This is a genomic window from Vibrio sp. 378, from assembly GCF_033339435.1.
The window spans coordinates 455,499-476,450 of record NZ_JAWOUO010000002.1; the positions used below are offsets into that span (position 1 = coordinate 455,499).

The 20,952-nt window shown below is 45.8% G+C and carries 19 protein-coding genes; 14 read left to right on the plus strand and 5 right to left on the minus strand.

Annotated features, from left to right (window positions below):
• Window positions 1–19: 19 nt before the first annotated feature.
• From R7Q48_RS05425 to hisD, 4 genes are all read right to left on the minus strand, one after another.
• Window positions 20–739 carry an alpha/beta fold hydrolase gene (locus R7Q48_RS05425; RefSeq protein WP_256903068.1) on the minus strand — a complete coding sequence of 240 codons (720 nt, stop codon included), beginning with the start codon at window positions 737–739 and terminating at the stop codon, window positions 20–22.
• Window position 740: 1 nt separating this feature from the next.
• Window positions 741–1,745: a cupin gene (locus R7Q48_RS05430; protein WP_005374765.1), complete on the minus strand. Its 1,005-nt coding sequence runs from the start codon at window positions 1,743–1,745 to the stop codon at window positions 741–743.
• Between the two features lie 83 nt (window positions 1,746–1,828).
• Window positions 1,829–2,563 carry an SDR family NAD(P)-dependent oxidoreductase gene (locus R7Q48_RS05435; protein ID WP_025768659.1) on the minus strand — a complete coding sequence of 245 codons (735 nt, stop codon included), beginning with the start codon at window positions 2,561–2,563 and terminating at the stop codon, window positions 1,829–1,831.
• Window position 2,564: 1 nt separating this feature from the next.
• A complete protein-coding gene (gene hisD / locus R7Q48_RS05440) occupies window positions 2,565–3,857 on the minus strand; it encodes a histidinol dehydrogenase (protein ID WP_256903069.1) in 1,293 nt (430 codons plus the stop codon).
• A 289-nt stretch (window positions 3,858–4,146) separates the two neighbouring features.
• Here hisD and R7Q48_RS05445 point away from each other — a divergent pair, with 289 nt between their 5' ends.
• The 12 genes from R7Q48_RS05445 (at window position 4,147) to R7Q48_RS05500 (ending at window position 17,353) form a co-directional block, all read left to right on the plus strand.
• Window positions 4,147–4,896 carry an HpcH/HpaI aldolase family protein gene (locus R7Q48_RS05445; protein WP_005374748.1) on the plus strand — a complete coding sequence of 250 codons (750 nt, stop codon included), beginning with the start codon at window positions 4,147–4,149 and terminating at the stop codon, window positions 4,894–4,896.
• 150 nt (window positions 4,897–5,046) lie between these two features.
• Window positions 5,047–6,003 (plus strand): LacI family DNA-binding transcriptional regulator, encoded by a 957-nt coding sequence (locus tag R7Q48_RS05450; protein WP_025768661.1) that lies wholly within the window; start codon window positions 5,047–5,049, stop codon window positions 6,001–6,003.
• 267 nt (window positions 6,004–6,270) lie between these two features.
• The gene (locus R7Q48_RS05455; RefSeq protein ID WP_256903070.1) at window positions 6,271–7,266 is read left to right on the plus strand and encodes a TRAP transporter substrate-binding protein; all 996 of its coding nucleotides are present in this window, start codon (window positions 6,271–6,273) and stop codon (window positions 7,264–7,266) included.
• A 58-nt stretch (window positions 7,267–7,324) separates the two neighbouring features.
• Window positions 7,325–7,888, plus strand: a complete 564-nt coding sequence (locus R7Q48_RS05460; protein WP_025768663.1) for a TRAP transporter small permease — start codon at window positions 7,325–7,327, stop codon at window positions 7,886–7,888.
• Window positions 7,885–9,165: a TRAP transporter large permease gene (locus R7Q48_RS05465; protein ID WP_256903071.1), complete on the plus strand. Its 1,281-nt coding sequence runs from the start codon at window positions 7,885–7,887 to the stop codon at window positions 9,163–9,165. The genes R7Q48_RS05460 and R7Q48_RS05465 overlap by 4 nt, the downstream gene beginning before the upstream one ends.
• Window positions 9,166–9,689: 524 nt before the next feature.
• Window positions 9,690–10,664: an ester cyclase gene (locus R7Q48_RS05470; RefSeq protein WP_256903072.1), complete on the plus strand. Its 975-nt coding sequence runs from the start codon at window positions 9,690–9,692 to the stop codon at window positions 10,662–10,664.
• A gap of 49 nt (window positions 10,665–10,713) precedes the next feature.
• Entirely contained in the window at window positions 10,714–11,709 is a 996-nt protein-coding gene (locus tag R7Q48_RS05475; RefSeq protein WP_256903073.1) for an ester cyclase, read from the plus strand.
• Window positions 11,702–13,435, plus strand: a complete 1,734-nt coding sequence (locus tag R7Q48_RS05480; protein WP_005374733.1) for a sodium:solute symporter family transporter — start codon at window positions 11,702–11,704, stop codon at window positions 13,433–13,435. Before R7Q48_RS05475 ends, R7Q48_RS05480 begins: the two co-directional genes overlap by 8 nt.
• 216 nt (window positions 13,436–13,651) lie before the next feature.
• Window positions 13,652–14,659: a LacI family DNA-binding transcriptional regulator gene (locus tag R7Q48_RS05485; RefSeq protein ID WP_017820101.1), complete on the plus strand. Its 1,008-nt coding sequence runs from the start codon at window positions 13,652–13,654 to the stop codon at window positions 14,657–14,659.
• Between the two features lie 146 nt (window positions 14,660–14,805).
• A complete protein-coding gene (locus R7Q48_RS05490) occupies window positions 14,806–15,450 on the plus strand; it encodes a recombinase family protein (protein ID WP_005374729.1) in 645 nt (214 codons plus the stop codon).
• Entirely contained in the window at window positions 15,447–16,631 is a 1,185-nt protein-coding gene (locus R7Q48_RS05495) for a multidrug effflux MFS transporter (protein WP_158173280.1), read from the plus strand. The genes R7Q48_RS05490 and R7Q48_RS05495 overlap by 4 nt, the downstream gene beginning before the upstream one ends.
• A gap of 77 nt (window positions 16,632–16,708) precedes the next feature.
• On the plus strand, window positions 16,709–17,353 hold the full coding sequence (locus R7Q48_RS05500) for an START domain-containing protein (RefSeq protein WP_102970221.1): 645 nt from the start codon (window positions 16,709–16,711) through the stop codon (window positions 17,351–17,353).
• Window positions 17,354–17,433: 80 nt separating this feature from the next.
• Here the strand turns inward: R7Q48_RS05500 and R7Q48_RS05505 are convergent, their stop codons facing one another.
• Entirely contained in the window at window positions 17,434–19,188 is a 1,755-nt protein-coding gene (locus R7Q48_RS05505) for a hypothetical protein (RefSeq protein WP_256903074.1), read from the minus strand.
• Between the two features lie 427 nt (window positions 19,189–19,615).
• Here R7Q48_RS05505 and R7Q48_RS05510 point away from each other — a divergent pair, with 427 nt between their 5' ends.
• Both R7Q48_RS05510 and R7Q48_RS05515 read left to right on the plus strand, forming a co-directional pair.
• Window positions 19,616–20,569: a M23 family metallopeptidase gene (locus tag R7Q48_RS05510; RefSeq protein WP_005374721.1), complete on the plus strand. Its 954-nt coding sequence runs from the start codon at window positions 19,616–19,618 to the stop codon at window positions 20,567–20,569.
• Window positions 20,473–20,925, plus strand: coding sequence for a bactofilin family protein (locus R7Q48_RS05515; protein ID WP_080276973.1), 453 nt, complete (start codon window positions 20,473–20,475; stop codon window positions 20,923–20,925). Before R7Q48_RS05510 ends, R7Q48_RS05515 begins: the two co-directional genes overlap by 97 nt.
• The last annotated feature ends 27 nt before the right edge of the window (window positions 20,926–20,952 follow it).

Sequence of the window (20,952 nt, forward strand, 5' to 3'; positions counted from 1 at the left end):
GTGAGTGATGAAGTTCTTATCAACACAAAGCAAAGTTATCTTGAAGCCAAGTAGTCATCACTTCACTAACAATTAAAGGCTGCTCCAGCGTAGATAGATGCCCACACTCCGGGATAACATGAAGCGTCACGTTTGGGATGCATCTCTCCATGAGCAGATGATTGTCTAGCGGACAAAGCTTATCTTCTTTACCTGTTATCACCAACGTAGGAGCTTGAATGTCCGCCAATAAAGGTCGAGCATCCGGGCGAGTTGCTAACGCTTTAGCATGTGCTTCAAATGCCTCCAAACCTACATTGACCGCCATGCCTTCTATACGCTCAGTTAACGCTTTGTCTTGCAAACGGCTTGGATGAATCAGCACAGGCATCAGAGTGTCAGGCGTAATGCTTTCAAATTCACCACTTAACGCACGGCTAACCAGTGCATCACGCTTTTGTGTCACATCTGGCTTTTCATCTGCTGCATTGGTATCCATGAGGATCAAGCCTTTGACTCTGTTTGGCGCTTGACGGTACACCTCAAAGGCAAGAATCCCACCCATTGATAAGCCACCCAAGACAAACTCCTGCGGTGCGTCTTGCAACACTCTCTGCGCCAGCTGTTCCATTGACGGCAATGAAGCCAGCGTCGGGCATGAAGGCTCAACCCAACTTGGCAACGCTCGGTTGACTTCCTCAAACAATGTGCCATCACAAAGTAGTCCGGGTAGCCAAACTAACGAGGTGGGTTGTGTCATTTTATTCTCCTGCAAGCGGCTTTGGTTGATCAGACCCAAGAATGCAATACGTCAAACTATTACCACGCAAGTTCGTCAGTGAATAAGACGCACCTTCTGGAACATTCAGCACATCACCGCGCGTTAAAACAACACTCGCTTGTTCGCCTTGATGCGTGAGGACCACTTCAGTATCGCCATCAAAGTTGATAAGCACTTGTTTTTCTTCTCGGCAGTGTTGAGGAATCGAGCCACCTTCAGAAAGCTCATAAGCCATGATGCTCACTTCATCTTCACTCTTTACTTGGAAGTCATAACTCGCCAAAGGATGACCCGTTAAGGCGTATTGTTTCACGTTGCTTCCGCCGAAATCGCCTTTGATTTCACGATAATCTTTTTGCAGAGCGACAAATGGCATCATCTCTTCTGCGGTGTAGGTATCGAAGGTCGCGAGCTCTTCTTCGGTAAGCAGCGGCATCAATTCTGATTCTTGTGGCACCGGGTCGCCATTAATGGTGTCCACGAGTGTGCCATCGGCTTTGAGGTATAAACCATAACCTTGACTGTCTTTAATAACGTTTGGATGCCAAATAACGCCGCCACCTGAATCGTCGCCGCCAAGTACCGAGAACATAAAGCCGTAATCGCGGCCAACCACTTCAAATCCACGGAAGAGATTGGTTGGAATCGAGATGACGTCACCGTGAGACAACACCGCCTCATGCTCTCCATCGTTCCCCCAATAAAAACGGAACTGACCTTTGAACACCAAGAAAAGCTCGGCGGTACGATGAGAGTGCAACGAATTTTTGATGCCCGGCGGTTGGCCTGCGGCACCAATGTTAAAGCCCGCCGTATCGCGAATATGAACATGCTGACGACTGCTTTCTGCCACCCCAGCACCGATAATGCAGAAGTTATCTTTCAGATCACTGCCTGGCGTGCGCGCATCAATAAACGCACTCGTACCCGGAATCAGTTCCATGTAGCGGACCAGATTATTATTCATTTTAGATTGTAGAGTCATTGTAAATCCTTGTTGTCCTTGTTTGGACCTAGCCTTTGAATTGTTAGTTACAAACCTAAAGTTAGTTACAAACCGAAAGTGTGTTACAGACCTAAAGGTCGCCCACCATCAACCGCGATGGTATTGCCTGTCGAGAAGGTCAGAAGATCTGCCGCGGCGTACACGGCTTGAGCGACTTCTTCATCATTGGCTAAACGCTTAAGCGGTGTGGATTGTTCTTGTTGATTACGCCATGCGTCATCCAAGCCTTTGACAAACTCAGTGTCGACAAGCCCTGGAGCAACAGCCAGAACTCGAACCTCGGGAGACAGAGCGCGAGCTAAAGAACGGGTCATGTTCTCCGCGGCAGATTTACTTGCACAGTAAGCAATGTTGCTCCCCATCGCAGTCTGTGCCGCGATAGAAGTAATGTTCACCACACAACCATTGGCTTGCTTAAGCCAAGGCTCAAACGCTCGAACCATGGCAAAAGGCGCACGGACGTTCACTTGGAAAATTTGGTCAAACAGTTGATCATCTAAGCTTTGCAAATCAGAGTGCGCAACGAATTTCGTCATCCCCGCACAGTTGACCAACAGATCCAGCTTGTCGCTTATTTCACTGACTTGATGTTTAAGCTGTTCAATCGCACTAGAATCTGCCACGTTCAATTTGAATGCTAGATGCTCGTTACGTGGCAGCGAGGAAAGCACATCCTCGGCCGCTTTCTGATTACTGTTGTAAGTCAGAATTACGCGATATCCCGATTCAGCTAGCTTGCGACAAATGGCGGCACCCAGTCCGCCACTGCCGCCTGTGACTAAGGCAAGTTTCGACATATTACGCCTCTTCCACTTTGCCTTTGTAACGGCGTACACGAATATCCGCTTGCTCTTTGTGACCGGCAAAACCTTCTAGTGCACACAAGCGAGAGCAGTATTCACCGACTTTTAAGGATGCCGCTTCCGTTACACGCTGGTAAGTACAAGTCTTGATGAACTTACCTACCCAAAGGCCACCGGTGTATCGCGCCGCTTTCTTCGTTGGCAGTGTATGGTTGGTACCAATACATTTGTCGCCGTAAGAGACGTTGGTTTCACGACCTAGGAACAAGGCACCGTAGTTGGTCATGTTATCTAGGAAGTACTTAGGATCTTCCGTCATCACTTGTACGTGTTCAGAAGCGATATCGTCTGCCACTTCCACCATTTCTTCGTAGCTATCGCATACGATCACTTGTCCGTAATCTGCCCACGCTTTACCCGCAACTTCCGCCGTTGGGAGAATGGTTAACTGACGTTCGATCTCTTTGATGGTTTCTTGCGCAAATGTTTCGCTGTTGGTCAACAATACAGCGGGAGAGTTGTAACCGTGCTCAGCCTGACCAAGCAAGTCTGCCGCTGCCAATTCCGGGTCACAGCCTTTCTCATCAGCAATGACCAAGGTTTCCGTTGGCCCTGCAAACAAATCGATACCAACGCGACCAAACAACTGACGTTTTGCCTCTGCCACAAATGCGTTACCCGGCCCTACAATCATATCGACTGGCGCAATAGTCTCTGTACCAAGAGCCATTGCACCTACCGCCTGAACACCACCGAAGCAGTAGATTTCATCCGCACCCGCCATTGCCATCGCAGCCACAATCGCGACGTTCGGCTGGCCGTTAAACGGAGGCGCACAAGCAATAACACGTTTTACGCCCGCGACTTTCGCCGTCAGTACACTCATGTGAGCGGATGCAACCAATGGGTATTTTCCACCAGGGATGTAACAACCCACGCTGTTGACTGGAATATTTTTATGCCCCAGTACCACACCAGGCATGGTTTCTACTTCGACGTCTTTCATTGAGTCACGTTGAATTTGAGCAAAGTTTCGAACTTGTTGCTGAGCGAACTCGATATCATGACGAGTCGATTCATCAAGCGCATCCACACAGGCTTGGATTTGCTCTTCTGACAGGCGGAATTGCTCCGGCGACCAGTTATCAAACTTTTCAGACAACTCACGTACAGCGCTATCACCTTTCGATTCAATATCAGCAAGAATGTTTTCAACAATCAGACGCACTTTTGCGTCGTTTGATGCTGATGCTTCTTCAGTGATTCCGTTTTTTAAAATGCGTGCCATTGGGTTTCTCCTTGAACATTGAGGCTGACGAACGGTTATTTTTATGCTTTTGGATACGAATGCAAAATAAGATTAAACACTTAATTAACATTTGACAAGTTAAGTCAACAAACAACGAAAACCACCTTTAAGCCTTTGTATTAACTAATTTAAAAAGGAAAAATAAAGTAATTTCGACTTTGGTGGAGTTTACTTTTTAATCAAAAATGAGTTTTAGATCACATCATTTTTACTCATCATTTACATTTCTACATGTTAACTTTTGCATACCTTTGCAAAGGAGAGAATCATGAGCAATTTTAAACAACGTCTGACTAAAGAAACGCTATTAGGTACATTTGTTAAAACCCCTCATCCTCACATTATCGAGGTATTGGCACTGGCAGAGTTGCCTTTTGTGGTACTGGATGCAGAGCACGCACCTTTCGATCGTTCCTCGCTTGATCTGTGCATCATGGCGGCCAGAGCGAATGACCTCGCGTGCGTGGTACGAGTACAAGACAGCGCTCCTTCAACCATTTTGAACGCGCTTGACTGTGGCGCGGCGGGTGTACAAATTCCCCATGTTTGTACTGCTGAGCAAGCGACGCAACTGGCGAAAATCTGCCATTACGGAGAAGGTGGCCGAGGGTATGCTGGTTCCAGTCGAGCAGCGCAATACGCCACTAAGCCCATGGTTGAACACTTAAAAGACAGCCGTGCGAATACGATTGTCATTGCACAAATTGAAGACCCTCAAGGGGTTGAAAATGTTGAAGCGATTGCCAATGTTGAAGGAATTGATGCGCTCTTCATTGGCCAAGTTGATCTCACTGTCGCTTATGGTGCTGATAGCGTTCATGATGAGAAAGTCGCACAAGCAAGTATGCGAGTAATCGAAGCGGCCAGAGCCGCCAATAAACCTGTTGGCATGTTTGTCGCGACGGCTCAACAAGCTCGGGAATGGCGTGAACTCGGCGTTAGCTTCTTTTGTGTTGGCTCTGAACACAAAATGATCATTGATGGCTTCAAGCAAGAGAGAAATGTGATGAATTCTTGAGTTTTCTCTGATATTTACGCCTTATCAATGTAATGCTCTAGACACAGAAATCCCCTAGCCCATACACTCAGCACGTATGAGAAGGTTCAATGGCCTTAAATAAGGAGTATCACCATTAAAGCGAAAGTAACTTCGATCGACGTCGCGAAGATGCTCGGCGTCTCTCAATCGACGGTATCTAGAGCATTCAGCCCGACTGCGAGTATTAGCGAGAAGAAACGCAAAATGGTGATGGATGCCGCAGCTAAGCTCGGATACACACCGAATGCCATCGCCCGAGGTCTGATTTCGAATCGTTCAGGCTTAGTGGCGATTGCGTTAGATAGCGAATCAAACCCAATGTACGACATGCAATCTCGTGCTTTGGCTGTCGAAATTCAAAAGCGAGGCGGACAAGTTGTGCTTTGCCCTATCGACAAGGACGACCTCGATCTCGCCATTTCACGCGCCATTGAATACCAAGTGGACGGACTCGTTATCGCCACCAGCCGTTTAACCTCACGCGCGTTTGCCCAATGCGAAAAGTTTGGCGTTCACTTAAGCTTGATCAACCGCTACGCCGAAGGCATTAATGCCAACAGCTCTGGTATTGATAACCGCTTGGCGGGCCAACAAGCTGCGGAGTATTTAACGCAGAAAGGCGCAAAACAGTGTGCTTATATCAGTGGCGATGCTGGCTCCATGACCAGTGAAGAGCGTTGGCTGGGTTTCTCTTCAAAATTGCAAGAACTCGGCTCCCCATCACCAACGTTTATCCAAGCCAAGTACAGCTTTGAAGCAGGCTTAGAAGCAGCGAAAGCGATCTTGTCACATACCAGTAAACCCGATGCAATTTTTTGTGCAAACGACATCCTCGCCATGGGTGTGATGGATGGTTTGCGACAAGCCGGAGCAAAGATCCCCCAAGACTTCTCTGTGATGGGTGTAGATAACATTCCGATGTCTGCATGGCCGAGCTATGATTTGACCACCATTGCTCAACCAGTCGACAAAATTGTTAAACGAGCGGTTGAAGATTTGATGAATCGAATCAACGGCAACCTGGATGCAACTGGCGAATACCTTTTCGAGCAAGGCACCTTGATCGAACGTAGTAGCACCATTTAATAAATCCATTTTTATTCATTCTTCATAAACAAAATGTCTTGCTTTCGAGTAAGGCATTTTCTGTGATCACGATTAAATTTTCACCAATCGTTATTTAATTCCTCATCAATTCATCAATTTTGTTATTGACTTGTTACTTTAATGTTTTATTTTGGATTCGTATGCAAAGTGGATATGAATTGCTCAACTAATTTATAAAAACATAAAAAGTTGTGTGACTTGCCGACGAATGCCAATGGCAGGTCATACCAGAAACAAGGAAGAACGATGAAGAAAGTAATCCTTACTTCACTTACCGCACTGGGGCTTGCATTTAGCAGTATGAATACGTTTGCAACCAGTGTTATTCGTCTTGCTCATGACAGTCAAGAAACCTCTCCCGTACACAAAGCAATGCTCTATTTCGAACAAGAAGTGGAAGCTCGCTCAAACGGTGAGATAGAAGTTGAAATCTATCCGGCGAGACAACTAGGCGATGTGCGTGAGACGACTGAACTCGTACAGCAAGGCAACTTACAAATGACGTTTGGTGCGTCAGTTTTACTCTCTCCCTACGTCCCAGAGTTTAACGTGCTCGACGTGTTCTACCTTTTTGATAGCGAAGAGCAAGCACACAAAGCGCTCGACAGTGAGAAGATCGGACAACCATTGTTGAATGCTATGGAATCAAAAGGCTTTCATGGACTTGGCTTTATGGAGGTCGGCTTTCGTAGCGTGACCAACAACAAACAGCCAATTGATAGTATTGAGGACCTGAAAGGGCTAAAGATTCGCTCGGCATCTAACCCCACTCAAATAAGCGCGTGGAAATCTATTGGTACTGCGCCAACACCTCTGTCTTGGGGAGAAATATTTACCTCGCTCCAACAAGGTCTGATAAACGCTCAAGAAAGCGGCATCTATTCGATTTATGCCGAACGCTTTTATGAAGCGCAGAAATACCTCTCTTTGACTAACCACATTTACACCAACTACGTGCTGTTCATGAACAAATCGTTTTGGGATTCGCTGCCGGCCGCACAACAAGCGCTGATCAGTGAAGTAAGCAAAGAAACCATCGCAAAACAGCGTGAGCTCGCCGCTAAGCAAAACCAAGAAGTAATCAAAGAGCTCGAAGCAAAAGGCATGACGGTTAACATCGTCCCAGACGAGGTACGCAGCATCATGAAAGAGAAAATGAATGCGGCCGTGTACCAGGACTTGCGCAGTAAAACGGGTAAAGACTTGTTTGACAACGTGATTGCCGAGATAGAACGCCTATAACTCCCACTCTTTTGCACGATCTGGCAACAGGTCGTGCTTTCTCGTTTTGGAGGTGAACATGAAGTGGTTTCGCTTACTAGACAAATACCTAGAACCTACCCTTATCGTTATCGCGATCTCGACGATGACAACTTTACTGTGCTTGCAAATCGCACTACGCCTGTTCGATGCAACGATCGCGTGGGCTGAAGAGCTGGCACGTTATTTATTCGTATGGGCGATGTACCTGAGCATCAGCTATTGTATCCGAGATGATCGACACATCCGCATTCGTGTGTTCATCGATAAACTTCCGGGCAATTGGACGCAATTCAGTTTGATTGTTTCTGATCTTATCTACCTTGCCTTTAGTGCCACTGTCGCCTGGTTTGGATTTAAGGTGATCAATCGCAGCCTGCAACTCGGTCAGATTGCACCCGCAATGGAAATTCCTATTGCGTGTTTGTATGCCTCTGTTTTAGTTTGCGCACTATTAAGCTGCGCGCGCCTAGTGACAAGCATTTATCAACGTGTGAACGCGTGCTCCACCAGCAATGAACGAGTTCGCTTTTCTCGCCAACGCTATCGCCATATCAAAGCAAAGTATCGTACTTCTAACCGACTATTGGAGTTTAACGCATGACGTCTGCACTTTTGTTTGGCAGCTTTGGTCTGCTTCTGCTCATTGGCGTTCCGGTCGGTATTGCTCTGGCGGCAGCCAGTATGGTCGCGATACTCAGTCTGCCGTTTCTTAACATCGAGTTTTTAGTCCAAGGAATGGTAACAGGGCTCGACTCTTTCCCTCTCCTCGCCGTCGTTCTATTTACCTTGGCAGGTAACCTTATGAGCCAAGGAGGGATCTCAAAACGATTATTACACGTGGCGGAGGTCTTCTTTGGCCACTTTACTGGTGGGCTTGGCATCGTCGCCATTGTGGCGTGCATGTTCTTCGCTTCCATCTCTGGTACGGGGTCTGCCACTGTTGCCGCTATCGGCCTGACGATGATTCCATCTATGGTGAAGAAAGGCTACGACCGCAGCTTTGCCGGTGCCTTGATAGCCTCTTCCGGCGGAATTGGGGTCATTATTCCACCCTCTGTGGTGATGATCGTCTACGCGATCACAGCTGAAGTCTCGGTAACTAAAATGTTCATGGCAGGCATCATTCCTGGCTTGGTCGTCGGTATGGTATTGATCGGCTATTGTCTAATTGTCTCAAAAATGCGGGGCTACACAGGTAACGAACGCAAAGCCACTTGGTCAGAGCGTCTTGATGCACTAAAAGAAGCCAGTTGGGCAATGCTACTACCCGTAATCATTCTCGGCGGTATCTATTCCGGTATCTTCACGCCTACCGAATCCGCAGCGATTGGCGTGCTCTATGGCTTATTCTTTGGCATGTTTGTTTATAAAGAACTCAAACCAGCGCAAGTGGTGAAAATCATTCTAGAGTCGTCACTGTTAGTTGGCGCTGTGCTCGTCATTGTGGGTTCGTCCGTGACGTTTGGCCGCATATTGACCCTAGAACGTCTACCGACCGAGATTGCTCAGTTCATTCTATCGATTACTGAAAACAAACTTCTGATACTGCTTTGCATCAATGTCCTGTTGTTGCTTGTCGGTACCTTTATGGAAACGCTGGCAGCCATTGTTATTCTCACACCAATTCTGTTACCCATTACGTCAGCACTCGGCATGGATCCCGTTCATTTTGGTATCGTGATGATCGTGAACTTGGCCATTGGCTTTGTTACGCCTCCTCTGGGAGCCAACCTGTTTATGGCAAGTCAGGTAGGCAAAGTACCGATAGAGTCGCTCTCTAAAGCCATCATGGGTTGGATTGGTGCAATGATAGTGGCGTTGATGTTGATTACCTTCATCCCTGCCATCTCGCTATCGTTACCTGCGCTTTTATCCTGATCGTTGCACTCATAGAGCGCTTATGACTGTTATAGCCACTAGATAAACACCTTTCTAGTGGCTTATTCGTTATCTACTTCCGATTTAATAAAAAAGACTTAAAGCATTCGTATGCAAAAGGAAAATTTGAAAGATATAAGGATAATTGACACCAAAATAGCTGAATATTAGCGATAAAGTCTATTTGGGTGCCTTGATCTGCATGATTATCAGTTTTGGCTTAATCATTTGTTTCCATTCAAACAGATCAAAATAAATTAAGCGATTAAAAAACAATAAGATATTAGGAAATTCATACAAAAAACTTTGACCTCCTTTCTTATTAACACGTCTCGATAAGAGATAGCTTCCATCTCGCCTGTACTTTTTTAGTTTGTTTTCTGCTCAATTGTTAAAAACCTGATCATCAGCACGCTATTTAAACAATCGAAAAACAATCCGTTGACAAAATGGCAACATGATATATTTTGAATACGTAATCAAAACATAATTCAAACATAATTATTCAATTACGGAGGTGATTTATGGCCATGGTTGGCTTCGATGAAAAGTGGCGTGATTTTCCCGACTACATTCTTGGTATCACAAAAGAGATTTGGGAAGACCGAGGTTTAAACACCTTAGAACACTACTACTCTCCCGACATTGTTGTGCGTACTCCACTCTCTATCGTTCAAGGAAACGAAGGGGTGATCAGTGCAACAATGGCGACACTGGCCGAGTTTCCCGATCGCACGCTATATGGCGAAGACGTCATTTGGTCAGGCACCCCGGAACAAGGCATGCTTTCTTCTCATCGAATCATCTCTACTGCAACACACAGTGGCAACGGCTTCTACGGGCAAGCCTCGAACCGCAAACTTCGTTTCCGTATTATCGCAGATTGCCACGCTATCAATAACCAAATCAATGACGAATGGTTGGTTCGCGATCAAGCCGATATCGCGAAACAACTGGGTATGACGTCAGAAGAGTTTGCACGCCAACAAATCGAATTTGAAGGTGGCGTGGAATCAAGCCCATTTCCGTTCACACCTGAAATCGACATTCCTGGACCTTATTTGGGCGTAGGCAACGACAACGAATATGGTCAGCGATACGAAGCAATTCTCAGAAGCCTTATGAATGCCGAGTTCTCTATAGTACCGAAAGAGTACGACCGCGCTTGTATCGGCGAATACACTGGCGGTCAAACTGCCCTATCACACTCGGAAGTCGATCATTTTTGGATGGCACTTCGTGCGTCTTTCCCAAATGCTCAATTTACCGTTCACCATCGTATTGGCCGAGATGACGACATGATGTCACCACGCGCTGCAATTCGATGGTCTTTGCACGGTAAGCATGAGGGATATGGGATGTTTGGTAAGCCTTCAGGAAAAGAGGTTTACATCATGGGGATCAGCCACGCTGAGTTTGGCCCTTGGGGTCTTCGTCGCGAATTCACTTTGTTTGACGAGGCCGCAATCTGGAAGCAAATCCTGCTTCAGCAAGGCTAACGGCTGACTAAACACTATTTATTAAAATCACAGACAGTAAGGAAGCAACATGTCACTCAACATCATCGAACAGTTCTACCAGAACTACTTCAAAGCCGCAGACATCGAGCAAAAACAGGCCGCTCTGCAAACTTTGAACCCTGACGTAAAATGGTGCGTGGCGCACCCTGTGAACGATCTTAATGGCCCAGATGCAACCCACAAATCTTTCCTCTCACCACTTGTTAATGCTTTGCCTGACGCCGAGCGCCGACCAATAATTGTGATGCACGGCGAATACGAAGGCCGCACTTGGTACAACTCTACCGGCTACTTTATCGGTACATTTGAACAACCACTGTTTGGCATCCCAGCAACAGGGAAAACACTCTACTTGCGTTACACCGAAATGGTGTGTGTGGAGAACGACCAAATCACCGAATCTTACATGATCCCAGACTTCATCGACGCGATGAATCAAGCAGGCTGCAACCCTCTTCGTAAAAGCTTAGGTCACGATGGCTTGGTTCCTTCTCCTGCAACTTCTAACGGTATTCAACAATCTGTTGTGTCTTTGAAAGAAAGTGAAAAGAGCGCCCAGCTGGTTGAAGATATGCTGTCTTGCTTGGGTCGTTTTGATGGCAAAGATCTTTTCTCGATGGATTTAGAAAACTACTGGCACAATGACTTCATGTGGTACGGCCCTGCTGGTATTGGTACTACGCGCGGTATCAAAGGTTTCCGTAACCACCATCAAGCGCCATTTGTGTTTGCCTTCCCTGACCGAAGTGTCGATATTGAGGTCAATTTTTTGGCCAAAAATGACTACGTATCCACAGGTGGTTGGCCACATATGCATGGTACTCACACTGGTCACAGTGGCTGGCTCGGTCTTGCCCCAACCGGAAAACACATCGAACTTCGCGTTATGGACATTTGGCGACGCGAAGGCGATTTACTGAAGGAAAACTGGGTGGCGATCGACATCGTTCATATCCTGCTGCAACTTGGCTATGACGTGTTTGCACAAATGAAAGAACAGTTAGAAGGACCTAATTATGCATGAGTTTGGCGCACTTAACTGGAGCATCCTTGGTGGATACATAGCCCTAACGCTAGTATTGGGTGCGGTGATTGGTAAGCGAGTAACTTCAGCTAGCCAATTCGCTTTGGGTGATAAGAGCATCCCTTGGTGGGCGATCGGTATTTCTGTCGTTTGTACTTACGTGAGTGCCATGTCGTTCCTTGGCGGGCCAGCTTGGTCTTACAAAGAAGGCCTGTCGGTTATCGCGATTCACCTCAATTATCCGCTGGTGATCTTCTTCATCGTGGCTGTGTTTATGCCGTTTTTCTACAACAACGGTTTAACCTCTATCTACGAGTATCAAGAACGACGCTTCGGTAAGGCTTCACGACTGACTTTGTCGTTTATCTTCCTTATCAAACAAGCATTGAGCTCGGCAGCCGTACTCTATGCGACAGCAATGATTTTAGAGTTCATTACTGGTATCGACGTGATGTACTGCATCATGATCGTCACTGCAATTGCCCTTATCTACACCGTAATGGGCGGTATCGCGGCTGTCATTTGGACCGATGTGATTCAAGCAGTAATCTTATTTATTGGCGCATTCATCATCATTGAAGCCGTTTGGAATGGCATGCCTGCTCCAATGACGGAGGTCATGGCAGAACTCAAAGCGAAAGGAATGACCGATGCCCTACAGACAAGTTTTGACCTAAGCCAAGTAACGACGGTATGGGCTGGTGTTATCGCAATGACGATGTTCCACACCACCGTGTATGGCGGTAACCAGATGATGGTACAACGATGTATGGCCGCGAAAAACATGGGCGATGCGAAAAAGGCAATGCTGATGATGGGCTACGTGGCCTTCTTTATTTACTTTGTCTTTATCTTGCTTGGCGTCCTGTTCAACGCTTATTACGACGGTAAAGAGTTCGAAAACGGCAACACCATCATTCTTCATTATGCGAGTGAATATGGAATGCCAGGCTTGATGGGCATCATTGCCGCTGCGATTCTGGCGGCAAGTATGTCGAGTCTCGATTCCGCATTTAACTCAATGGCGACCGTTTCTGTGGCTGACTTTTACAAACGCTTCTACAAGCAAAACGAGTCGGAAGAGCATTACTTGAAGGTATCGCGTTTCTTCACGGTAGCGTGGGCGATTTTGGTCATCATTCCAGCGATCATGTTTGCCACCAGCACAGGCTCGGTACTGGAAGTGCTGAGTAAGGCAGGCTCTTACTTTGTCGGTGCAAGCTTCTGTATGTTTGTCCTTGGGTTCTACTCAAAACACATTACGGAAAAAGGCTTGTTGATTGGCGTTGCTGCTAGCTTCTTGGTGATTTGGTATGTAGCCGTTGCGACCGATATTGCGTGGCCTTGGTATTGCGTGATTGGCGTCCTTGTGAATGCCGTTGTCGCTTACATTGCTAGCCTTCTCCTGACGGGTAAACAAGATGAAATGCATCTTTACACAGTGAAAGGCCAGCAAGCGGAATATGCTCGTCTAAATAAACCAATCAAGGAAGATGGTTGGTATGTCGTTCCCGGCAAAATCGATGCTCCATGTTATGGCTTACTAGTGATGTTTGTATTCTCGATCGTGATGCTTTGGGGGATCAACGCGTTTACCGACAACGCTCCTATGCTGATTAACTTTATGCGTGGCTGCTCTATTCTTGTCGCTACCGCTTGCATCGGATACATGGGGTATTCACTCCTCTCCCCGAAACGTAAAGTTGCAGTCAAACAAGCAAATTAATGTTCTTTACGTAGATACTGTACGTCCAACAAACGGACAGTATCTACGCTCTAGATCTAGTGCTAGCTCAAATCAAATCGAATGGGTTAACCCACATTTTGCTTTTTAACACTCCAAAGCCATTATTCTACTTAGGATACCCGTTAGAACATTTATGAATACGTACCTATTTATGCTAGTCTTATGACCTCAATTACTGGCAACTAAGTTTTATTCATGAAATCAATTAAACACGTAGTCACATCAAAAGATGTGGCAAAGATGGCAGGCGTCTCTCAATCTACTGTATCGCGCGTGTTTGTTCCGGGTAGCTCAGTATCCGAAAAGACCAAGCAAAAAGTCTTTGAAGCGGCTAAAGCCCTTAACTACCGCCCTAACGCCTTTGCACGTAGCCTGACCACAAACGAATCGAAATTGATAGGTTTGGTGTTTCCTGATGCGGATTACCCTATCCATATGAAAACACTGCAATTAATTTCCAGTGAGTTACAGAAAAAAGGTTATTCTGCCGTATTGATTCCATGGCAAGTGGATGAAGAAGAGGGCCACTCAATCCCAAATATCTTCCAGTATCGCGTCGATGGTGTCATTGCTGCTTCCGCAACCTTCAATAAGTCCCTTTATGAAGAATGTGAAGAGTTTAATATCCCAATTGTTCAATACGCACGAGTTGTTGAAGGTACTAGGAGTAGCTACGTTATCAGTGACAACTACGAAGCAGGCCAACAAGCCGCGCAACTTCTGCACAAAAGTGGCGTGAAGAACGCGGTTTATTTGACGGGAGAAGTGCCAACCTTTACGAATGACGAACGCCAAAGCGGCTTCTGCTCTGAATTTGAAGACCTAACCGGCAAGACGCCACGCATCATTGAAGCCAGCTATGACTACGCGAGCTCACTTGATAAAGTCCGTGCCATACTGGCAGACAAAAATCGGCCTGAAGCAGTGTTCTGTGCAACCGATAACCTTGCGATGGCGGTCATGGATATCGCCCGTATAGAATGCGGGTTGAGGATTCCTCAGGACTTACAAGTCATTGGCTTTGATAATATTCCTCAGACTGAATGGTTGAGCTATCAACTAACCACATTCCGCCAGGATTTCCGTCGCCTCGCTCGCGAGTGCGTGAAGATCATTGTTGATCAAATTAATACGAAAAACGGCAGCCTAGTAAAAATGATGGTGCCAGTGAAGTTAATCGAGCGACAGACAACAAAAGCTTAAATAGCTATAGCCAGCCATTCGGTTGGCTTTTTTATTTGCCTCTGACTCCCAAACGGCTCATTTAGTGTTGTAAGCATTAATGAACCCATGTATATTTATGAGCTATTACACTATATGAACCAAACAAAAAAAGGCTCATAATCCTTATGACCACGTATCTTTACACTCGTTATTCGCCAAAAAATCGAGCTTACCAAGAGCACCTTAATACTCTAAAAGCTTTTGCGCCCGAAGCTCAGCATTTTGAGGATAAGGTTCGTGGTTGCATGCCTCCAACCGAGAGAGAGGCATTCTTACGACTGCTCGATTCCGTCAGAGCTGGGGATACGATTGTGCTCTGGTGGCTGACCGCATTTGGTCGCGACTTTAGTCAAGCATTGAACACGATAAAAATGCTACTCGATAAAGGTGTAACATTGAAAACCGTATGTGAATCACTAACTTTTGAGCCAGGTTCTGTTCAAACTCAAACACTACTCACAGTGTTATCTGGATATGGGAAAGTGCAGACTGAACATCGCCTGTTTGCCGCAGAGCAAGGGCGACAGGCCATTAAAGAGCAGCCAGAATTATGGAAACAGAAGTTTCGCGGCCGCCCCGCAAACAAAACCAAACACCAACAGATCGCAACGTTACTGCTAGAAGGCTACACATTGCAAAACGTGGCAGAGCAATGCGAAGTCAGTCTATCGACTGTGAAGCGGGTCAAAGCAAAGCTAAATGAAGTGGATGACGAAGGCGGCTTAAGATCACGACGCCAAAAAGGTTGTTTGAATGGAGACCAGTCATGAGTCGCCCAATCAACTTTCATACTATACTACTCGCCTGTCTTATTATTAGCGTTGGCCAGTTGAGCATGGGGCTAGTCATGCCCTCTTTGCCATGGATAGCAAAAGACTTTTCCATCTCCCTCGACCAAGCTCAACTACTTGTGAGTATTTATTTGCTCGGCTTTGGCCCCTCTCAATTTATCTACGGGCCAGTGTCAGATGCTTTAGGACGAAAAAGAGTATTACTTACCGGTTTACTCATCGCGATGTCTGGTCTGCTGATGATTATTTTCTTCAGTGACACATTTACAGGGATGGTGATGGGGCGCTTTTTACAAGGGTTAGGTACAGGATGCTGCGCGGTACTCGCGAGGGCGTCGACTCGAGATAGATTTAGCGGGGATGAACTCCCAGTGGCAATGTCTTACATCGCCATGGCGGCTTCAATCACGCCACTTATTGCACCTGTAATTGGCGGCTTTATCAACTTCCACTTCGGTTGGAGTATGGTGTTTATTTCTCTATTGGGCTATGTCTCGCTGGCCTGGGTAATCATCGCCTTTAAGTTCACAGAAACCATCACAAAACGTTCTGTCATTCCATCACCCCGAAAAATGTTACTACAATACAAGAGCTTACTTACGTCTCGTTACTTTATGAGTTTCGCCAGTATCAGTTGGTTAAACTTCAGCTTAATGATTACGACAGTCTCTGTGATGCCATTTATCATGCAAGATCAAATTGGCATGACCTCCGCTCAATACGCAATGTGGGCACTCATTCCCGCTTTGGGTATGTTATGTGGTACCACGATTTGTAACCGAGTAAGGCCAATTATTGGCAATAAGAAAATGCTGCTCTGCACCCCATTTCTTCACCTCGCTGCCGCAATATGGCTATTTTTCTGTCCTGTTGAGCCTCTATTTCTGATGCTAGGACAGCTATTAATGATCTTGGGTAATGGTATTGCCCTACCTTGTGCACAAGCGATGGTAATGCAACCTTATAAAAAGCAAGCAGGTGCCGCAGCGGCAATGTCTGGTGGTGGACAAATGGTCGTCTCCTCATTGGTCAGCTTAACTCTGGTGCAGCTTGGATTGAGTCAAGCATGGCATCTAGCGATCGTTATCGTAATATTTGCATCGCTTACCTTCACCAACATTCAACGTGGCTTCAGTGCAGAGCAACCTTCAGAACGATAACAAAAAACATACTATTGTCCTTATAGTTACGACAAATCGTATAAACTTAAATTTAGGAAAAGTTGGCGGATACTAACATGATGTTGCATTTAAGAATGGGCGCCTTAACACTCGCCACATTGATATCCGCTGGCACTGATGCGAGCGCCAACGAGAACTGGCAGTTCGAGAGTGACAAGGATGGAATCACAATTTACTCCCGAGAACATAGTGACGGTTTAGTTGAGATCCGTGCCCGGATGTTCACACCCACCAGCTATGGTGCATTTTTAACGCTACTGGAAGACAGTGACAATATCCCGAACTGGATTGACAATGCCAGTCATAGCCGGGTTTTAAATCAGATATCGGCCACCGAGAACATCGTTTACACCCAGTTTAAAGCACCATGGCCTGCCAAAAATCGGGATATGGTCACCTACTCAAAGTACTGGGTCGATGAGCTGGGATTCACCATAGAAATCAAAAGCGCACCTGACTCATATCTTGCTGAACAAAATGGTTATGTTCGAATTCGCTCGGTTGATGCGACTTGGGAGTTACAAAAACTCACAAACGATACAACACTCGTGGAATACAAGGCGTTTGCTGACCCCGGAGGTCTATTGCCAAACTGGCTGATCAACAAACTCTCAAAAGAAAGTGCATGGGCGACATTTAGTAATTTAAGAAAAGAGTTACCTGAATATCAGCAATACTCTCATCCTCAAATAGATGAGTAAGCGTCGCTCTTCCCACTCGCTTTTTAATACGGTACATAATAACAAAAGGCGGCATATGCCGCCTTTTTCTACTCAATGTGTTACTGTTGTGCAACCGTTACAGGTTTAGTTGCACCACGGTAATCAAACTCAAAACCAATACCTTGGTCTGTCACGTCCATCGTCATACCACCAACAAGCTCGCCTTGTAAGCTTTTGACAACATCATCCGGAACCGGCTCCCCAGTGATTGACGACGCACTCTCTAGCACTTCCAAAATACGCTCTGAATCAAAATCAAAGCTGAACAAGCCATTTGGAGAAAGTGATTGCGCCATCACTTCTTTGCTTGCTTCCGCAGCACTATCACCACTGTAAAGGGTGAAATGGTTTTCGTTTAGACGAGCAAACACGTCCACCTTCATGCCAGTATGCATTTCTAATAGCTCACTGACATTAACAGGTTGGTTATCCGGTTGAATTTGCAATTGAGCAAGTTCAGGAACGAACATTTGCGCAGTTTGAATAAGCATCATTGGATCATTGGCAGAAAGAGACAACATACCATCTAGCTGGCTAAATACTTCACCATGCTGAGCATTAGTATCTACTTTGATATCAAACATTTGCAGGCTTAACCCTTTCAGGCCGTTAACCATGCCTGACCCCATGCTTACAGCGGCTGCTGGATTCTGGCCGCCTATCTCTTGCTGCATTTGTGTCAATAAAGAGCATTGGTATTGAGGCTGAGTCAAGTCAGCCCAAATCTGACCAATCGATGGCGCTAGCGTATTAATGTCTAAGCCAAGCGCCATACTAAAGAAACTCTTATCACTTTTAGACTCTGCCAATACACCACGAATCGACTTGAGCGCATCTAGAATCACTTTATTGTTGGACTCAACAACAAAAGAACCTTTAATGAACGCCTGATCGCCTTTCATCTTGTATTCTGCAAACGCGACGGACTGAGGCCAGTTTTCTGCAACTTGAGTAAGCTCAGTATGGCAGGCTGGTGAACGCATTTCCTCAATAGTTGGTTCAGGATCTATTGCATCCAACGTGCTGATTTGACGAGCAAACATATTGCCATCTTTCGTCGTCAAACCTTTAATCACTTCGCGATGATCAAAGTAACCAAAAGAGTTGTTGTTTTCACCGTATTTGGCTTGCAACGCCTCAAGGCGTCCACTGTCAGCAATATTTTGACTTGGTGCTTCAAGCCCTAATGCCATTTTAATCGGGTTTTGAACGCCCAGTTGCGGAACATCAACCGTTAACGTAAGCACGTTATCAACCACGGCTACAACCAAGCCAATACCGTCCTGCGGGTCAATTGAATCAGTCATCTCGTAACGACGATACTCGACTTCACCAAGCTTAACCAACTCATGCTTAGCGCCGCTCATCTGCTCTTCATGATCCAGTGTTTTCCATAACGCGGCAGGGTCTTCAATATCCACTTTGTACACCGGTACCATACCAATTGTGTACAACACAGGATTAATGTTTTCCCCGGTGCCCAAATAAGCTTTTAATGTTTCTGGCGACGCAGCACTCTCTAGGTATCCATCGAATAAGTTAACTGCAAACTGCTGTTGTGGAGACAGTGGTTCATCGGCAAAAAGTTCTGCAATCGAGCCTTGATTCGCCGTACCGAATGCGTTCATGTATTTATAATGGTTAAAAGGTTCAGTCTGATACGTCACCATAAGTGAATCTGCAGGAACTTGCGTTAACAGTGAGCCTGCATCACTCGCGGTAGTATTGTTTTGGTACAGGTAGCCAGCGCCCCCTGCTGCTGCGACCACTGCTGTAGCCAATAGTAGTTTTTTCACGACCAACTCCGTTGTCATAGTTATGTGTTCCTAAACGAAATGTAACGCTTAGGTTTAAAGCCAATGAATAGTGCTTTATATCAACCGCTATCATAAACAAGTTATCGATGTAATGAATGTCGGTTTGATAAATTATCCAACATTTATAAGGCAAACCGTGAAGTAAGTTGAATTGCGTGCGGATGCTATTGGCAATATTCACAATCCAATTTCTCGGATAACCGCCTTAAAAATCATAATATTCAGTTAAATGAAGCGATTTGGAGTAATTACGACCAAAATCAGCAGAATATTAAATCTTTATTGAGTCTTTTATCTAATATCTGAAAACGCCTCACGACCTGACACTTCTTTCCAATTTGCCTCTGGCAGTCCCTACTCGTTTTCCTTACATTCCTACTAACTCAGTGACGAGACGTATACCAAATACGAGCAATAGAAGACGATGAAAGACCAGTTGACGATCTCTATATCAACTATCAATGGCTCAAGACATTGGTACTTCAGTAAAAGGATGCAACGCAACATAAAAACGTTTTTCGTTTTTTTTGTTGTTGCTCTGGCCGCGACCGTAATCTTAATTCATCACTTGTACACTCGCGTTGATAATGCAGCGTTAAAACAAGCTGAATTGACAGAGCATTCACGCACCATGGGTGAAGAGCTCAGCACACTGAAAACACTTAAATCAGAGCTAGAAAATGACCTTTCAGAACGGGAAGAACGGGTACAACTTGTTTCGGAACGTTTGGGTGAATTAGAGAAAGTGCTTGGGGTTGGAGAACATACCTCGACAAATAACTTGGATGCTAGGCTCGATGCAGCGGCGATAACCTCAAACGTTCGCATGGTGTTATTAAACCAAATACCAAGTGGCTCTCCAGTCGGCAACGTACGGCTATCTTCCGGATTCGGTAAGCGTATCCATCCGGTGACAAAAGTTGCCAAAATGCATCGTGGGCTCGATTTTGCCGTAAATATCGGTACCAAAATTTATGCCCCTGCCGATGGGGTAGTGGAAGTTACCCGCCGCAGTAATAAAGGCTCTGGTAACTTCCTCAGGCTACAACATTCTTTCGGTTTTTCGAGTTCTTATTCGCACTTGAAAGCGTTCAAAGTAAAAAGTGGTCAGTTCGTCAAAAAAGGGCAGCTGATTGCAATTTCCGGCAACAGTGGGCTCTCTTCTGGCCCTCACCTGCATTACGAGGTGCGATTTGTTGGGCGAGCACTGAATCCGAAACCATTTGTCGATTGGAGCCTTAATGATTTCGAAGACATTTTTACTAAGGAGCGAAGAATACGATGGGAATCTTTAATCAAAACAGTGGAACAACGAGTAGCTCAGCAGCTTCAACTCTCATCGCCAAAGGCTGTTCTCTTAGCGGAGAACTCAAAGTAGAAAACGATGTCCAGATTGATGGCATCGTCGATGGTCAAATTAACGTGGAAGGCACTCTCGTTGTCGCAGAAAGCGGGCGAGTAAACGGTGAAATCTACGCTAAACAGCTGATCATTAATGGCATGATGGACGGAAACTGTCACGCAGAACACATTCAAGTGCTTGCCAAGGGACGCGTAAGCGGTAGGATCTGGAGCAATAACCTCAGCATTGAACCTGGTGGCAAATTCTTTGGTGAAGCAGCCGAATTACCTGAAAAGGAAGTGGTAACGTTAAAGGGTAAGGCTCAAGACAGTGCGATCACAAAAGAAAATAACACCAACAATGAAAAGCGACTTTCGCGTAAATCAGCATAAAAGCTTTGATTAAAGTGCTTAAAAAAG

Coding starts and splice junctions, on each gene's coding strand:
- R7Q48_RS05425 (WP_256903068.1), bottom strand. CDS start 739: ATGACACAACCCACCTCGTTAGTTTGGCTACCCGGACTACTTTGTGAT.
- R7Q48_RS05430 (WP_005374765.1), bottom strand. CDS start 1,745: ATGACTCTACAATCTAAAATGAATAATAATCTGGTCCGCTACATGGAA.
- R7Q48_RS05435 (WP_025768659.1), bottom strand. CDS start 2,563: ATGTCGAAACTTGCCTTAGTCACAGGCGGCAGTGGCGGACTGGGTGCC.
- hisD (WP_256903069.1), bottom strand. CDS start 3,857: ATGGCACGCATTTTAAAAAACGGAATCACTGAAGAAGCATCAGCATCA.
- R7Q48_RS05445 (WP_005374748.1), top strand. CDS start 4,147: ATGAGCAATTTTAAACAACGTCTGACTAAAGAAACGCTATTAGGTACA.
- R7Q48_RS05450 (WP_025768661.1), top strand. CDS start 5,047: ATGCTCGGCGTCTCTCAATCGACGGTATCTAGAGCATTCAGCCCGACT.
- R7Q48_RS05455 (WP_256903070.1), top strand. CDS start 6,271: ATGAAGAAAGTAATCCTTACTTCACTTACCGCACTGGGGCTTGCATTT.
- R7Q48_RS05460 (WP_025768663.1), top strand. CDS start 7,325: ATGAAGTGGTTTCGCTTACTAGACAAATACCTAGAACCTACCCTTATC.
- R7Q48_RS05465 (WP_256903071.1), top strand. CDS start 7,885: ATGACGTCTGCACTTTTGTTTGGCAGCTTTGGTCTGCTTCTGCTCATT.
- R7Q48_RS05470 (WP_256903072.1), top strand. CDS start 9,690: ATGGCCATGGTTGGCTTCGATGAAAAGTGGCGTGATTTTCCCGACTAC.
- R7Q48_RS05475 (WP_256903073.1), top strand. CDS start 10,714: ATGTCACTCAACATCATCGAACAGTTCTACCAGAACTACTTCAAAGCC.
- R7Q48_RS05480 (WP_005374733.1), top strand. CDS start 11,702: ATGCATGAGTTTGGCGCACTTAACTGGAGCATCCTTGGTGGATACATA.
- R7Q48_RS05485 (WP_017820101.1), top strand. CDS start 13,652: ATGAAATCAATTAAACACGTAGTCACATCAAAAGATGTGGCAAAGATG.
- R7Q48_RS05490 (WP_005374729.1), top strand. CDS start 14,806: ATGACCACGTATCTTTACACTCGTTATTCGCCAAAAAATCGAGCTTAC.
- R7Q48_RS05495 (WP_158173280.1), top strand. CDS start 15,447: ATGAGTCGCCCAATCAACTTTCATACTATACTACTCGCCTGTCTTATT.
- R7Q48_RS05500 (WP_102970221.1), top strand. CDS start 16,709: ATGATGTTGCATTTAAGAATGGGCGCCTTAACACTCGCCACATTGATA.
- R7Q48_RS05505 (WP_256903074.1), bottom strand. CDS start 19,188: ATGACAACGGAGTTGGTCGTGAAAAAACTACTATTGGCTACAGCAGTG.
- R7Q48_RS05510 (WP_005374721.1), top strand. CDS start 19,616: ATGAAAGACCAGTTGACGATCTCTATATCAACTATCAATGGCTCAAGA.
- R7Q48_RS05515 (WP_080276973.1), top strand. CDS start 20,473: ATGGGAATCTTTAATCAAAACAGTGGAACAACGAGTAGCTCAGCAGCT.